The organism is Chryseobacterium sp. KLBC 52, assembly GCF_003347605.1.
Classification (GTDB): Bacteria; Bacteroidota; Bacteroidia; order Flavobacteriales; family Weeksellaceae; genus Chryseobacterium.
Genome location: NZ_QDFZ01000001.1, coordinates 160,618 through 175,850, shown reverse-complemented (window position 1 = coordinate 175,850; position 15,233 = coordinate 160,618). Strand labels below are relative to the sequence as shown.

The 15,233-nt window shown below is 36.7% G+C and carries 14 protein-coding genes; 12 read left to right on the top strand and 2 right to left on the bottom strand.

The genetic code is table 11. The features are described from left to right. The first annotated feature begins 59 nt into the window (after nucleotides 1–59). From rlmB to DDF69_RS00685, 8 genes are all read left to right on the top strand, one after another. Entirely contained in the window at nucleotides 60–809 is a 750-nt protein-coding gene (gene rlmB / locus DDF69_RS00715) for a 23S rRNA (guanosine(2251)-2'-O)-methyltransferase RlmB (protein ID WP_062674398.1), read from the top strand. A 3-nt stretch (nucleotides 810–812) separates the two neighbouring features. Further along, the gene (locus tag DDF69_RS00710) at nucleotides 813–1,931 is read left to right on the top strand and encodes a serine hydrolase domain-containing protein (RefSeq protein ID WP_114819092.1); all 1,119 of its coding nucleotides are present in this window, start codon (nucleotides 813–815) and stop codon (nucleotides 1,929–1,931) included. 15 nt (nucleotides 1,932–1,946) lie between these two features. Then, a complete protein-coding gene (locus DDF69_RS00705) occupies nucleotides 1,947–2,996 on the top strand; it encodes a DUF6263 family protein (RefSeq protein ID WP_114819091.1) in 1,050 nt (349 codons plus the stop codon). Nucleotides 2,997–3,058: 62 nt separating this feature from the next. Next, nucleotides 3,059–3,289: a hypothetical protein gene (locus DDF69_RS00700; protein WP_114819090.1), complete on the top strand. Its 231-nt coding sequence runs from the start codon at nucleotides 3,059–3,061 to the stop codon at nucleotides 3,287–3,289. Between the two features lie 29 nt (nucleotides 3,290–3,318). Continuing rightward, the gene (locus DDF69_RS00695) at nucleotides 3,319–5,850 is read left to right on the top strand and encodes a YfhO family protein (RefSeq protein WP_114819089.1); all 2,532 of its coding nucleotides are present in this window, start codon (nucleotides 3,319–3,321) and stop codon (nucleotides 5,848–5,850) included. A gap of 74 nt (nucleotides 5,851–5,924) precedes the next feature. Further along, entirely contained in the window at nucleotides 5,925–6,092 is a 168-nt protein-coding gene (locus DDF69_RS22415) for a GIY-YIG nuclease family protein (RefSeq protein WP_306594833.1), read from the top strand. Next, nucleotides 6,050–6,232: a GIY-YIG nuclease family protein gene (locus tag DDF69_RS22465; protein WP_410494284.1), complete on the top strand. Its 183-nt coding sequence runs from the start codon at nucleotides 6,050–6,052 to the stop codon at nucleotides 6,230–6,232. The genes DDF69_RS22415 and DDF69_RS22465 overlap by 43 nt, the downstream gene beginning before the upstream one ends. Before the next feature lie 55 nt (nucleotides 6,233–6,287). Beyond that, a complete protein-coding gene (locus tag DDF69_RS00685) occupies nucleotides 6,288–7,589 on the top strand; it encodes a glycosyl transferase family 1 (protein ID WP_114819088.1) in 1,302 nt (433 codons plus the stop codon). 69 nt (nucleotides 7,590–7,658) lie between these two features. Here DDF69_RS00685 and DDF69_RS00680 read toward each other — a convergent pair whose 3' ends face one another. After that, a complete protein-coding gene (locus tag DDF69_RS00680; RefSeq protein ID WP_114819087.1) occupies nucleotides 7,659–8,300 on the bottom strand; it encodes a hypothetical protein in 642 nt (213 codons plus the stop codon). Between the two features lie 121 nt (nucleotides 8,301–8,421). Here DDF69_RS00680 and DDF69_RS00675 point away from each other — a divergent pair, with 121 nt between their 5' ends. Continuing rightward, on the top strand, nucleotides 8,422–9,387 hold the full coding sequence (locus DDF69_RS00675; protein WP_114819086.1) for a YpdA family putative bacillithiol disulfide reductase: 966 nt from the start codon (nucleotides 8,422–8,424) through the stop codon (nucleotides 9,385–9,387). Nucleotides 9,388–9,479: 92 nt separating this feature from the next. On the opposite strand, the gene DDF69_RS00670 is transcribed toward DDF69_RS00675, so the two are convergent. Further along, the gene (locus DDF69_RS00670) at nucleotides 9,480–10,667 is read right to left on the bottom strand and encodes an MFS transporter (protein WP_114819085.1); all 1,188 of its coding nucleotides are present in this window, start codon (nucleotides 10,665–10,667) and stop codon (nucleotides 9,480–9,482) included. A 301-nt stretch (nucleotides 10,668–10,968) separates the two neighbouring features. On the opposite strand from DDF69_RS00670, the gene DDF69_RS00665 reads away from it, so the two are divergent. The 3 genes from DDF69_RS00665 (at nucleotide 10,969) to DDF69_RS00655 (ending at nucleotide 14,963) form a co-directional block, all read left to right on the top strand. After that, a complete protein-coding gene (locus DDF69_RS00665; protein ID WP_114819084.1) occupies nucleotides 10,969–11,847 on the top strand; it encodes an AraC family transcriptional regulator in 879 nt (292 codons plus the stop codon). 89 nt (nucleotides 11,848–11,936) lie between these two features. Then, nucleotides 11,937–13,865: an oleate hydratase gene (locus tag DDF69_RS00660; RefSeq protein WP_114819083.1), complete on the top strand. Its 1,929-nt coding sequence runs from the start codon at nucleotides 11,937–11,939 to the stop codon at nucleotides 13,863–13,865. Between the two features lie 201 nt (nucleotides 13,866–14,066). After that, nucleotides 14,067–14,963, top strand: a complete 897-nt coding sequence (locus DDF69_RS00655) for a 3-hydroxyacyl-CoA dehydrogenase (RefSeq protein WP_114819082.1) — start codon at nucleotides 14,067–14,069, stop codon at nucleotides 14,961–14,963. Nucleotides 14,964–15,233 lie beyond the last annotated feature (270 nt).

Below are 15,233 nucleotides of genomic sequence, written 5' to 3'. Positions count from 1 at the left end.
TAAACTTTGAACTTTAAACAATGAACATTGAACCTTAAACATAAAATTTTAACAACTCAATGAAAGACGATTTTATTTTCGGGCTGCGTCCCGTGATTGAAGCAATTGAAGCGGGAAAAACGATTGACAAGATCTTTGTGCAGAATGCACTTCAGGGTCCTATTTATGCTGAATTAAAAGCCATTTTAGCGAAAAATAAAATCCGTCCCAATTATGTTCCGGTTGAAAAACTGAACCGTTTTACAAGAAAAAACCACCAGGGTGTGGTTGCTTTTATTTCGGATGTACCGTTTCATAAAGTGGAGGATATTGTTCCACAGTTATTCGAGCAGGGAAAAACACCATTTCTTTTGATTCTGGACAGACTTACTGATGTTAGAAACTTCGGAGCCATCTGCAGAACTGCCGAATGTGTAGGAATAGACGCCGTTATCATTCCTGAAAAAGGAGCAGCTCCTATCAATTCCGATGCGATAAAAACTTCTGCCGGAGCGATCTATAATATCAAAATATGTAAGGAAAACAATCTTGCACACACTGTAGACTTCCTTCAACAAAGCGGAATTTCCGTATATGCAGCCAGCGAAAAAGCTCAGAAGTTAATCTATGATGTAAATATGACTGAGCCATGTGCTATCGTGATGGGAAATGAGGAAACCGGAATTTCTAAAGAAGTATTGCATCATGCTGATGAAAAAATAAAACTTCCTATTGAAGGAAAAACTCAGTCCCTGAATGTTTCTGTAGCATGTGGAGCGATTTTGTATGAAGCGGTAAGACAGAAAATGTCCGTGATACCCAATCCGTAAACCATGAAAATACAATCACTTTTACCCTTATTTTTTGTTCCGTTAGCTTTTAATGCGCAGACAAAAAAAATAGCAACAGACAACCGTCTTACGACTGATCTTGATAAGATGGTTCAGAAAGAAGCTCTCGCTTATATGCAGAATCCTGCACGCGTGGGACTTTCAATAGGTATTTTTAAAGATGGTAAAAGTTATTTTTATAATTATGGTACAACGGAGATAGGGAAATCAGAGCTTCCAACCTCCCAAAGTCCATATGAGATTGCATCCATCACCAAGACCTTTACCGGAACACTTCTGGCTCATGCTTTAGCAGATGGTAAAATCAAAATGGATGATGATATCCGGAAATATATAGGAGATTATCCTAATCTTGAATTTGAAAAGCATCCAATAACGATTGGGAATCTAACCAATCATTCATCAGGATTGCCACAGTTTCTGCCGGATCAATCTGAAACATTCAAAAAGCCAATGGACTCTGTCGCCCTGGCACTGTCAGATTTTTATAAAAACTATTCAAAAAAGAATTTTTATGAGGATCTTCATCAGGCTAAAGTGGATTTTGTACCCGGAACAGAGTATAAATATTCCAATGTAGGAACACAGATTGCCGGGGATATCCTTGAAAAAGTATATCATACAAGCTATGAAAACCTGCTTTCAGAGTATATTACAAAGCCTCTGAAAATGGATCATACCATTATTGGTACGAATTCTGCACACCTATTGACTTGTTATAACGAAAAAGGAAAGGTAATGCCCAGAAATTTCACAACCATTTTTGCTCCCGCAGGAGGAATCATTTCTACTACAGGAGATCTGGTGAAATACATGCAGTATCATCTGGATGAGAACAATAAATATGTGAAAACATCCCATACACCTTTTGTAAAAAGTGAAGGAGATGCCATTGGACTTTACTGGAGATTACACACCTATGAAGATGGAACTCAAACCGTTTATCATACAGGAGGTACATTTGGTTTTTCAAGCGTACTTCAGGTTTATCCTTCAAAAAAAATGGGAGTGGTAGTACTTTCCAATGAATCTGATGGAGAGTCCCAGGGGAAACTGCACGACATTGCAGATCATTTATTAAGAAATAGTAGTAAAAAATAAAGTTAAAAAAATCAAATGAAGAACATTGCAGCGCTTGCGCTTATATCATCGATAGCTCTTGTTTCTTGTAAAAAAGAAACGGCAAAAATAACAAAAGTAGATCCTAAAACCGGAAAGACAGTAACGGTAGAAGTTCCTGCTGATTCTGTAGCGAAAGTTGCAGAAAACCCGGCTATTAAAGATTCTGCGGGAGTTATTACACAGACTTTCAAGCTGGAAAAAGGAAAAACATATCCTCTTACCACTTATCAGAGAGATGTAAAGACAATGACAGATCCTCAGGGGAAATCCATTACTGCTACCAGTGAGTCTACAGATGAAATGAATTTTGTAGTGGATGATATCAAAGGAAATGTATATGAGATGACCCTTAACCTTGTAGCAAAGAGAAGCTCTCAGTCTGCACAGGGAAAAACGGTAGTAGTAGACACCAAACTTCCTCTTCCAAAAGAAGACGATCTTAAAATGATCTGGAACGTCAACAAAGCACTTACCGGAAACAAACTACAGATGAAGATGGATACCAAAGGAAATGTGATTTCTATTACAGGATTTGATGCCGTTTACACCAAAGTAGGTAATGCTGTAGGCACCCTGATCAAGGATGCCAATGAAAAAGCAAGCGTAGTAGCAAGCCTTAAACAATCTTTCAACGAAAAGGTATTGAAAGATCAGTTCCACAAAAACCTGATGATTATTCCTAAAAAAGGAGTAAAAATAGGAGAAAAATGGTCTACTTCTGAAAATGCTGACCCAAGCGGAAACGTAAAAGTAACCTCTAATTATGTACTGAAAAGCCTAGGAAACGGAGCGGCAGAAATTGCAGTAACCGGAGGGATTCCTAAGAAAACGGAGAAGAAAGCTCAGGGACCTATCACCCACAGCCTGAGCAGTGAACTGGTTCAGAACGGAACCATTAAGTTTGACGAAAGCACAGGATGGATTACCAACCAGAATATCAACGTAAAAACAACTCAGATAGAAACCATTTCCGATGGAAAACAATCTCAGTCTATGAAAAGCGTTTCCAATTCTTCGGTAATGGTAAACCCATCTGCTAAATAACTGAAGTAAACATTCAGGGTTTACAATATACTTTAAACCCTGAACTTTAAATTTTTTAAATTATGAAGTACATTCTTGAGTTAGTACTCACTGCCATTATTATTTTCTTTGTCTGGAATATTCTGAAAAGAATTTTCTTTAAGACATTTTACAGCTATCGTTTCAATAATGATAACCAGAATAACAGACAGCAGGATCTACACAACTCGAATAAGAATAACCAACAAAACCTTAAGTGGGACGCAGAAACTGTAGACTACGAAGAGGTGAAAGAGAGTAATGACAAAAGGTAAATTCAAAGAAATAAAAGATAATAACCAGCATGGCAAAAAATAAAAACTTAATTTATATTGCAGCTTCATTAGTAGTATTTATAGTTTTAGCATTTTTATATTCCACTCCTGTATTTTCAGGAAAACAGCTTTTCCAGCACGATATTGTGCAGTACAGAGGAGGAGCAAAAGAACTGCTCGACTATAGAGCCAATACCGGAAATGAAACCTACTGGAGCGACTCCATGTTTGGAGGAATGCCGACTTATCAGATGGGAAGCCAGTTCAAAGGCGACATCATCAAAAAAATCGACAGCAATCTGAATTTCCTGCCAAGGCCAGTCAATTATCTCTTCCTGCTATTTGCAGGTTTTTTCCTTTTGGGAATGGTAGTGGTCAGAAACTGGAAGTACGCTCTCTTAGGAGCCACTTTCTTCGGGCTTTCAACCTATTTTTACATTATTATTGCAGCGGGACATAATGGTAAAGTCAATACCATTGAATATTTTGCTCCGTTGCTGGCCGGTATTTTACTGGTGTACATCAGAAAACAATACATCTGGGGCTTCATTGTCACTACCCTTTTTATGGGGCTTCAAATTGCTGCCAATCACATACAGATGACCTATTATCTGTTTCTTGCTTTAGGATTCTTATTCCTTTCTGAACTTATCAGAGCCATCCAGAAAAAGACACCGATGAAGCATTTCCTTATTTCATCAGGAATTATTGCTGCATCATGTATTATTGGAGTTGGAATGAATTCACAAAGAATCATGGCCAATTCAGAATATGTAAAAGAAACAGTTCGTGGAAAGCAGATTTTAAATAACGACAGCCATACTTCAGGAAAATCCGGAATGGACAAAGAGAGTATGCTGATGTGGAGTTATGGACAACTGGAAACTTTAAACCTTTTCATTCCAAGATTAATGGGTGGCGGAAGCCAGGAACCTGAAGGAAAAGAAATCATGAACAGAGTTCAGGAACTGGTTCAGGAAAATGTAGGCTCACAGGCTGAAATGGATAGAATTTCCAAAGGTTTCAGCGGAGTAACCTATTGGGGAGACCAGCCGGGAACATCAGGACCTGCTTATCAGGGAGCTATCGTATGTTTCCTTGCCCTATTAGGATTCTTTTTTGCTTCAAAAAAATACCGTTACTGGATTTTGGGAGCTTCCATCCTGACCATTTTACTGGCTTGGGGAAGTAACTTTATGCCATTATCCGATTTCTTTATCGATTATGTACCGTTCTATAATAAATTCAGAGCTCCTTCTTCAATCTTAGTGGTAGTAGAGTTATTATTCCCGTTAATTGCTATTCTGGGATTATACAGATTCTTTACAGATGAAAAACTGACTGAAGAATACAAACAAAAGATCCTTATGTATGTAGGAGGTGGAACGTTAGGATTTTTATTGATTCTTTTAATCTTTGGAAAGTCATTGTTAGGTTTTGCTACAGAAAGCGAAAAAACCTACTTCCCTCCTTTCCTGCTTGATTATCTTGTAGATGAAAGATATAAATTATTCAGAATAGATGCCATAAAAGCATTCATTTATGTAGCGATTACTGCTGCTGCGTTATTCTTAACTTTAAAGAAAAAGCTGAACCAGAATATTGCTTTGGTAGTGATTGGACTTGTAAGTTTATTCGACCTTTGGACGGTAAACAAACGTTATTTAAATGACGAAAACTACGTAGATAAAATCTTTGCTGAAAATCCTTTCCAGACAGAAAGCTCAGACCTGTTGGCTGAAAAAGTGCAGGGAAATCCGAATCTGGAATCTATTTTATCCAATGTCAACATCAATAAAACATTGGAAACTATTGCTGAAAAAGATAAAACACACTACAGAATCTACAACCAGACATTGGGCGTAACCAGTGAAACCAATACCTCTTATTTTAAGGCTTCCATCGGTGGTTATCACGCTGTAAAATTAAGAAGATATGACGATGTACTGAATGAATACATCAATAGTATTGACAGTGTAAAAACACCTAATGTATTAAACTTACTGAATGCTAAATACATGGTTTTCGGAGGTCCTGAACAGCCACAGGTTGTTCCTAATCCAAAAGCCAATGGTAATGCATGGTTTGTAAGTGATTTAAAATTTGCAGATACTCCTAATCAGGAAATTAAAGCTATCGGAACTATTGACAACAAGAAAACGGCTGTCATTGCTTCATCTGACAAATCCTATTTTGATAACAAACCTGTTCAGGCAGATTCTACAGCATTTATCAACCTAACGAAATACCAGCCTAACGAACTTGAGTTTAAATCTCAGTCGAAAACGCCTCAATTGGCTGTATTTTCCGAAGTGTATTATCCTCACGGATGGAAAGTTCTGGTAGACGAAAAAGAAGTTCCTTACATCAAAGCAGATTATTTACTTCGTGCAGTACATGTTCCAGCAGGAAATCACCACATCAGAATGGTTTTTGAACCTGAAGTGATTGAAAAAGGAAAATGGGTTTCTCTTCTTTCATTCGGATTATTTATCCTGTTGGCTGCATTTGGAATTTTCTGGATGAATAAGAAGAAGAAAAAAGAGATTGTAGCTGAATAAAAAAGCTTAAAATAATTATTGAAGTATGTCATTCTGAATGAAGCATAGCGTAATGAAGAATCTCAAAATCAAATATGAAAACGTTAGGTACTCATAATTACTATGTTTATATACTGACTAATAAAACAAAGACAGTATTATACACAGGGGTTACCAACGATTTGAAGAACAAATTATATTGGCATAAAACCCTGAAGCTATTGAAAAAAGCTTCACCTCAAGATATAAATGTTTTTATTTAATATATTTTGAACATTTTGGTGACATTGAGACAGCAATAAATAGAGAGAAACAAATAAAAGGCTGGACCAGACAAAAGAAAGAAAACTTAATTAAAGAATTCAATCCAGATTGGAAATTTCTCAATGAAGAGATAGAGTGAGATTCTTCACTGCGCTACGCTTCGTTCAGAATGACAAAGACCATTAAGAAAATAAATGGAACAAAAGAAAATACTGATTATCACCTATTACTGGCCTCCTGCGGGAGGTCCTGGTGTTCAAAGATGGCTGAAGTTTGCAAAATATCTGCCTGATTTTGGCTGGAAACCGATCATCTATACTCCGGAAAATCCAAGTTATCCATTGCTGGACGAAACACTGATGAAAGATGTTCCGGAAAATATTGAGATGGTAAGAACCAAAATATGGGAACCTTATCAACTGGCTGAAAAACTGAATAAGAGCAATAAAAAATTCAAAGCCGGACAATTTGATGTAGGCAAAAACCAAAGCTGGAAATCTAAACTTTCGATTTGGGTAAGAGGTAATTTTTTTATTCCGGATGCCAGAGTTTTTTGGGTAAAACCTTCCGTTACATTTCTGGAAAAATACCTGAAAGAAAATAAAATAGATACTATCGTTACTTCCGGCCCACCTCACTCACTTCATCTGATTGGTTTGGGGCTTAAAAATAAAATGCCGGAGCTCAAATGGATTGCCGATTTCCGTGATCCATGGACAGAAATTTCTTATTATAAACATCTGAAATTAACCAAAAGTTCAGATAAAAAACACCGCCAGCTGGAAAGTGCTGTATTTAAGAATGCAGACATTACCTTAGCGACAAGTTATACTGATGCTGAAAATTTCAGCAAAGCGGGAGCTAATGCCGTTTGTATTACGAATGGATTTGATGAAAGTGATTCAAGCGAAAAAGCAGAAGAACAAAAAAATTCTCAAATTGAACAGGCATTTACGCTAAGCTATATCGGGGTTTTGGAACAGCTGAGAAACCCTGAAAATCTCTGGAAAGCACTCGACGAACTGGTGAAAGAAAACCCTGAATTTGCGGCTGATTTTAAGTTGAAATTTGTAGGAAGAATAGATGATAAAATCCTTCAGGCTATCGAAAATTCAAGTCTGAAAAATCATATCCTGAATCTCGGATATCTTGCCCATGGGAAAGCTGTTGAAGAAATGCAAAATTCAGATTTGCTTCTTATTACCAATTTCCCGAATGAATCTTCAAAAGGAATTATCCCCGGAAAGATATTTGAATATCTGGCTTCAGGAAAACAGATCCTGTCATTCGGTCCGGACAAAGCGGATGTCGCAAAAATTCTCGAAGAAACGCAGGCAGGAAAACATTTCAGTTATCAGGATACTGAAACCATTAAAAAGTTTATTCTTGAAAAATATGAACTGTGGAAAAATGGCAGCCTTCTTGAAAACACTCAGCATATTGAACAGTTTTCAAGAAAAAATCTTACTCAACAACTGACTGAAGTTTTGAAATAAAAAGAGAAAGGAAGTTAGAGGCTGAAAACTGGAAGTTTATTCCATTTCCCTGCTTCTAACTTCTAACTTCTATATCGTCCACTGGTCATTCACAACAGCAATCAGGTAGTATTTACCCTGAAATTCTTCAAATACAAAACGAACGGTTTTCCAATCCATTTCGCCATATTTTTCTGTTCCTTTGATATAATTTTCCGTGAAATCAGCTTTAGGATAAATCTCCTTTAAATTATTCAGGGAGTTACCTCCTCCAATAAATTTATTCAGTGAATATTGTGATGTTGTAAAATCTTTAGAAAACACCCATTTACCAAAATAATCATTAATCGTTGCTTTATAAAGATCACCTGAGCCATCATGCGCTCCCCATGTAAACAAGGTTTTGGTAGGCTGGTATTTTTCAAAATCTGCTTTAGAAAAATGTTTGTCTTCCTTCAGGTTAATAAAAGCATACATTGAAAACCGGACTCCTTTTTGTGGATGAATTAAGGATGCAAAAGTTGCATAATCTTTAGCTTTCAGTGCTTTCAGTACCTCATCATTAGTCTGCTTTAAAACAGCTTCTTTCTCAGCATTACTCTGAACAATACCTGCACTGTCTGTTTTATTTTCTGCGATGGAATCTATTTCACCGGGAACAGGCTTTCCGGCTTCTTTTTTACAGGCTACAATCATAGTCAGGGCGAATACCGCAATCAATACTTTTTTCATAGTTTACATTTTGAAATTGGTAGAAAACACCAAAACTGATGCCAAGTACTAGAAGAAGTAAACAATCACAAATTCATCATTCATTATTGATAATTTGTAATTTCAGTCGTACATTTGTTAGATGGAAATGTTGGATATTCTGATTATCGGGGCCGGACCAATCGGTTTAAACTGCGCCCTTGAAGCTCAAAAAAACAATCTTAGTCATGTAATTATAGAAAAAGGAACGATTGTCAATTCACTATACAATTACCCTTTATATATGCGTTTCTTCTCTACTGCAGAAAAACTGGAAATTGACGAAGTGCCATTTATTTCTACGGCTCCAAAGCCGGGAAGACAGGAAGCTCTGGAATACTATCAGGGCATTGCAAGACAAAAAAATCTGAATATCAATCTTTATGAAAGGGTTTTGAATATCTTGAAAAAGGATGAAATATTTGAAATCAAAACTACCAAAGCAATTTATCAGGCTAAAAATGTAGTTATTGCTACCGGTTTCTATGATATTCCTAATTTTATGAATATTCCAGGAGAAAATCTTCCGAAGGTCAAACATTATTATACCGAGCCTTATCCTTATGCACAACAGAAAATTGTAGTAGTAGGATCAAGTAATTCTGCTGTAGATGCTGCACTGGAAACCTACAGAAAAGGAGCTGAAGTAACGATGATTGTCCGCCATGCTGAGATTTCAAAAAGTGTAAAATATTGGGTAAAACCGGATATTGAAAACAGAATTGCCGAAGGGAGCATTAAAGCCCATTTTAATGCCGAAATGATCGAAATTAAAGAAAATTCTGTTGTTTTTAAAGATGAGAAAGGAGAAACTCATGAAATTGACAATGATTTCGTACTGGCTATGACCGGCTACCTTCCGGATTTTGATTTCCTGAGAAATTCAGGAATCGAACTTCATGGAGATTGTCTGAATCCTTTTTACCATCCTGAAACCATGGAAACCAATATTTCTAATCTCTATCTTGCAGGAGTAGTTTGCGGAGGGAAAGACACTCACCTCTGGTTCATTGAAAATTCAAGGATTCATGCCAATATGATTATTAATTCGATTATTTCAAAATCTTAATTGTAAACGACTTATATATATTAAAAATGTTTCGGGCAATTTCTACGAAATTGCCCGAAACATTTTATTTTAAAACTCACGAATTAAAAGTATTATACAATCCCTTCTTCAGCTTCAGTTTTATTTTTATCCCCAAGCATCCACGGAATGATAAAATAAAAACCAAAGGCAATAAATACAGCAAGCAGCCCGGTCCCGATCCATAATACATTGAATCCCGCCTTTTCTGCAATCAGTGTTCCTATATAAGGCGTAATGATAAATGCAATGGAAAAAGACATTCCGTTCAATCCCATATAAGCGCCTTTATTGTTTTCTCCCGAACGTAATGCTGTAATAGTAGACATAAATGGAAGTGTCCATATTTCTCCCACACAAAGCAATGTCATAGACAACACAAGGGTAATTATACTGTAATCAAATGCCAGCATTGCATAGGAAACACCACACAGGAAAGTTCCGAACAGCATTGTAAAGGCTAAAGTAAAATACTTTTCAGCGACCTGTACCAATCCCATTTCCAACAATACAATCAGGAAACCGCTGTATCCCAGAATGTATCCGATATTTTGCTGACTTAAATGTGCTGTATCCTTATAAAATATGGTCAGAGTACTGAACAACTGAAAGAAACATATGGAAAACAGCATACAGAATACACAGTAAATCAAAAATTTACTATCGCGGTAAGGAGAACTTTCTTTTTTAATAATGATCACTTCTTTTACTTTTTTCGCTTTCTCTTTCGCCAGTCTTGCACGGCCTTTAAAGAACCAGATATACATTAATCCCGCCAGCAAAGCAGCCAGTGCATTACTGAAAAACAGAAATTCATAAGAAATAGCCGACAAAATACCACCCAGCGCAGGACCAATAGAAAACCCAAGATTTACGGCCATACGGTTCAGTGAGAAAGCTCGGGTAATATTTTCAGGTTTTGCATATTTGGTAATCGCCACCGAGTTCGCAGGACGAAAAGTTTCGCTTACAATACTTTGGGCTAAAATAATTCCCGCCAGACCAGCTTCAGTAGTAAAGAGAGGAATCATACAGAATAAGGGCACACTGAGAAGTAAGCTCAGACTCTGTACCCTGTACTCACCTATTTTGTCCGTAATCATTCCACCTAACCATGATCCGATAACCGAACCTATTCCAAAGAAGCTCAGTACAATTCCGGAATTTTCAATACTGAAATGCAAATGATTCGTCATATAAACTCCCAGAAACGGAAGTACCATAGAACCAGCCCTGTTGATGAGCATTACCAACGCCAGCATCCAACTCTCCTGCGAGAGTCCTTTAAAAGAACTCGTATATACGTTAATGAGTCTCACAATAATATTTTGGGGAATTTGAAAGTGCAAAATTAGATAAAAATAACCCAAAAAGCCTTTATTTAAACCTCTTTTTTATCAATAACATCTCTTACAACACAATTTCAAATGCATCCTGAATAAAATGTTTTTTTTAACATATAAAACCGAAAAACTTTCATAAAAATCGTAAATTGCAGTAACAACAAGCGTTTACAAACTAAAAATACTTAAAAACACAATAAAAATTTAACCGATACTGAGAATGGTAACCTACGAAAATTTACATGACACGCTATCCTTTTACAGTATTGACTGCCGGCAATCCTACTATATTTCTTCAGGAAAACCCATTTTTGAATTTCCAAAGGCTCCCTTCAGAATGGATTACTATGCGCTGTGTGTCTGTACTGCCGGAGAAATCAATATTGAGATCGATCGTCAGAAATATAAAGTAGATGTTCACAGTTTTCTTATCGCTGCACCATCTACGATTGTAAAATTTGGAAAAACCAGCGATGATTTCACAATGAAACTGCTGTTCTTTGACAAGAATTTTCTGATTAAAAACATCTCCAATCCTTTCATCATCGAGAAAATGAATCTTTTCTCTAAAGGTTCCTACAGCATTATAAAAACTAGTGAAAAAAACTCATCACTCCTTCAGAACCTTCTGGATTATCTTGATAAAAAATCTCAGAAGGAAGGGAAGTTTACAGAAGAAATTATACGTACTATTATTTTTAATCTGCTGCTGGAGACCGCTGAGATTATAGAACAGCAGAATTCTGCAGATCCGGCAAAAAAAGAAGAAAAAAAAGATCTCTATCTGAAGTTCGGCAAGCTGATCAGAGAAAATATCAACCGGGAACGAACCGTTCAGTTTTATGCAGATCAGCTTCATGTTTCCAATAAATACCTCATTGAAATCATAAAAAAAGCAAGCGGAAAAACACCTCATGAAGTGATTGATGAAGCCTTACTGAAAGAAGCTTATGTCATGCTTGGAAATCCTGATATGACGATTTCTGAAATTGCGTTTGAGTTACAATTTAATTCCGCCTCGGCATTTGGTCGTTTCTTTAAAAAACATACTACACTTTCCCCGTCAGAATACAGAATAAAGGAAAATATTCAATCATGAGAATTTGGGGATAATAATTCTGAACTTGGGGATATACATCGCTTTGTGAATAGAGCTACCTTTATACTGTTAATTAAAAACAATACAAAATGAGTACGATCAATTCAAAATTCGACAAAGTTTTAAATGCCTCTGACCAGTTCGGAAACGTAAACCACGAACCGGATTCAAGTAAAGAGGTTCAGATTAACACTCCTGAAAAAACAATGCCTTTTTCCGATCAGATCGGAAATTATCAACGTAACAAAGGTATTCCTTTACAGTCTTACGAAAACAGTAAAATCTATATTGTAGGAAGCGGAATTGCGGGTATGTCTGCCGCTTATTATTTTATCCGTGATGGCCGTGTACCAGGCAAAAACATTATTTTCCTTGACCAGCTGAATGTGGAAGGCGGATCTCTGGATGGAGCCGGTAACGCAAAAGACGGTTACATCATCCGTGGAGGTAGAGAAATGGATATGACCTATGAAAATTTATGGGACATGTTTCAGGATATTCCTGCTTTGGAGCTGCCTGCACCTTACAGTGTATTGGATGAATACCGTCTTGTTAATGACAACGACCCAAACTATTCTAAAGCAAGACTGATCCACAATCAAGGACAGATCAAGGATTTCAGTAAATTCGGATTGGAGAAAAAAGATCAGCTGGCGATTGTAAAACTACTACTAAAGAAAAAAGAAGAGCTGGATGATCTTACCATTGAAGATTATTTTTCTCCATCTTTCCTCAACAGTAATTTCTGGTTCTTCTGGCGTTCTATGTTTGCCTTCGAAAACTGGCACAGCTTACTGGAACTGAAACTGTATATGCACAGATTCCTTCATGCTATTGACGGAATGAAAGACTTCTCATGTCTGGTATTTCCAAAATACAATCAATACGACACCTATGTGACGCCTTTAAAAAACTTCCTGGTTGAAAAAGGAGTACAGATCCAGTTCAATACATTGGTAAAAGATCTTGATATTCATATTAATACGGAAGGAAAAACTATTGAAGGAATCATCACTGAACAGAATGGAGAGGAAGTAAGAATACCCATCGGTAAAGATGATTACGTTATTGTAACTACCGGGTCTATGACTGAAAGTACATTCTACGGAGACAATAATACTGTTCCTGAAGTTACGATAGACAACAGCAGCGCCGGACAAAGTGCCGGATGGAAACTTTGGAAAAATCTGGCTGCAAAATCTGAAGTGTTCGGGAAACCTGAAAAATTCTGTAGCCATATTGAAAAATCTTCATGGGAATCTGCTACATTAACCTGCCGTCCTTCTGCTTTTACAGAAAAACTGAAAGAACTGTGTGTAAATGATCCTTATTCAGGAAGAACAGCTACCGGAGGTATTATTACCATTACAGACTCCAACTGGGTAATGAGTTTTACCTGCAACAGACAGCCGCACTTCCCTACTCAGCCGGATGACATCCTTGTAGTATGGGTATATGCCTTGTTGATGGATAAAGAAGGTAATTATATTAAAAAAACAATGCCTCAATGTACCGGAAACGAGATTCTTGCCGAACTGTGTTATCACCTTGGAATGACTGATCAACTGGATAATGTCATAGAAAACACCATTGTACGTACAGCGTTCATGCCTTATATTACGTCTATGTTTATGCCAAGAGCGATGGGAGACCGTCCGAGAGTAGTTCCTGAAGGATGTACCAACTTAGGTCTTGTAGGACAGTTTGTAGAAACAAATAATGATGTTGTATTCACTATGGAAAGCTCTGTAAGAACGGCCAGAATAGCGGTTTACAATCTTTTGAATCTTAACAAACAGGTTCCGGATATCAATCCTTTACAATATGACATCCGACATTTATTAAAAGCTACTCAAGCTCTTAATGATTATAAACCTTTCTTAGGGGAAGGAATTTTAAGAAAAATATTGAAAGGAACCTATTTTGAACACATCCTTGTCAACCGTCCGGAAGAAAAAGAAGAACACGAATCTTTCCTGACCAGATTTCAGGAATGGGTAAAAGGAGTAAAAGATTGAAAATATTAGCTTACAAAACAATAGTTTTAAAGTAGTGCATACTTTATTTTTAACGCAAAGATTTATAAAAAACTTATTCTTATTTCAAGAGAGCAAAGGCAGATAAATCTACTCCGCAAAGCCTTTGCGTTAAAGGCAAAGTATCATTTTTTTAAAAAGTATCATCTACTTTAAAAACATTTTTAATTAAAAATAAATCTCATGGATTTTAAAAATATAACGATAGCAGGAAGTGGTGTATTGGGATATCAGATCGCCTTCCAGACTGCCTATCACGGTTTCAACGTTACCGTATATGATATCAATGATGAAGTATTGGAAAAAGCCAAAGGTAAATTTACTGCATTAAGTGAAGCTTACCAGAAAGATTTGGGAGCAACTAAGGAGCAACTTGATGCCACATTTAAAAATATCAATTATTCATCAGACCTTGCTGAAGCCGTAAAAGATGCCGATCTTCTGATAGAAGCAGTTCCCGAAGATCCAGCCATCAAAACGGAGTTCTACCATAAGCTGGCTCAGGTAGCCCCTGAAAAAACAGTTTTTGCCACAAACTCCTCTACCCTTCTTCCAAGCCAGTTTGCAAAAGATACAGGAAGACCAGAGAAGTTTGTCGCCCTCCATTTTGCCAATGAAATCTGGAAACATAATACCGGAGAAGTGATGCGCCACTCGGGAACTTCACAGGAGGTATTTGATGCAGTCATCCAATTTGCAAAAGATATAGGAATGGTTGCTTTACCTATCCAGAAGGAACAACCTGGGTATATTGTCAATTCATTACTGGTTCCCTTGCTTGGCGCAGCAGTCAATCTCTGGGTTGATGAAGTATCAGATATAGAAACAATTGATAAGACATGGATGGTAGCTACAGGTGCACCTGCAGGGCCTTTTGGTATTCTGGATGTTGTGGGAATTACAACAGCTTATAATATTAATAAAATGGAAGCTGAGGAAACTCAGGATCCATTAAAGATCAAAGCTGTAGAAAAATTAAAAGAAGAGTATATTGATAAAGGAAAACTGGGAGTATTGACAGGGGAAGGGTTTTATAAATATCCTAATCCTGCGTATCAAGACAAAGACTTTTTGAAATAGGATCTTATACTTCAGATTTTAAACTATTAAAGTAAAATCAGGACTTCATTTGGAGCCCTGATTTTACTTTATCAACTATTCTTAATATTAATTCTGACTTATAAAATTATAGGTTGGAAAACGCAAAGACGCAAAATTATTTTTTCTAACCGTTTTTAAGGCGCCAGGATTTTATCTTCGATACAATTAAAGGCTGCTGATTTTAAATTTTCTCGCAGATTTTGCAAAGTAAGCAGATGATAATAGAAAGTTTATTTCTGTGTAATCTTC

Excerpts from the sequence above, each read along its gene's own strand:
- rlmB (WP_062674398.1), top strand. The coding sequence starts at position 60 with ATGAAAGACGATTTTATTTTCGGGCTGCGTCCCGTGATTGAAGCAATT.
- DDF69_RS00710 (WP_114819092.1), top strand. The coding sequence starts at position 813 with ATGAAAATACAATCACTTTTACCCTTATTTTTTGTTCCGTTAGCTTTT.
- DDF69_RS00705 (WP_114819091.1), top strand. The coding sequence starts at position 1,947 with ATGAAGAACATTGCAGCGCTTGCGCTTATATCATCGATAGCTCTTGTT.
- DDF69_RS00700 (WP_114819090.1), top strand. The coding sequence starts at position 3,059 with ATGAAGTACATTCTTGAGTTAGTACTCACTGCCATTATTATTTTCTTT.
- DDF69_RS00695 (WP_114819089.1), top strand. The coding sequence starts at position 3,319 with ATGGCAAAAAATAAAAACTTAATTTATATTGCAGCTTCATTAGTAGTA.
- DDF69_RS22415 (WP_306594833.1), top strand. The coding sequence starts at position 5,925 with ATGAAAACGTTAGGTACTCATAATTACTATGTTTATATACTGACTAAT.
- DDF69_RS00685 (WP_114819088.1), top strand. The coding sequence starts at position 6,288 with ATGGAACAAAAGAAAATACTGATTATCACCTATTACTGGCCTCCTGCG.
- DDF69_RS00680 (WP_114819087.1), bottom strand. The coding sequence starts at position 8,300 with ATGAAAAAAGTATTGATTGCGGTATTCGCCCTGACTATGATTGTAGCC.
- DDF69_RS00675 (WP_114819086.1), top strand. The coding sequence starts at position 8,422 with ATGGAAATGTTGGATATTCTGATTATCGGGGCCGGACCAATCGGTTTA.
- DDF69_RS00670 (WP_114819085.1), bottom strand. The coding sequence starts at position 10,667 with ATGCTGGCGTTGGTAATGCTCATCAACAGGGCTGGTTCTATGGTACTT.
- DDF69_RS00665 (WP_114819084.1), top strand. The coding sequence starts at position 10,969 with ATGGTAACCTACGAAAATTTACATGACACGCTATCCTTTTACAGTATT.
- DDF69_RS00660 (WP_114819083.1), top strand. The coding sequence starts at position 11,937 with ATGAGTACGATCAATTCAAAATTCGACAAAGTTTTAAATGCCTCTGAC.
- DDF69_RS00655 (WP_114819082.1), top strand. The coding sequence starts at position 14,067 with ATGGATTTTAAAAATATAACGATAGCAGGAAGTGGTGTATTGGGATAT.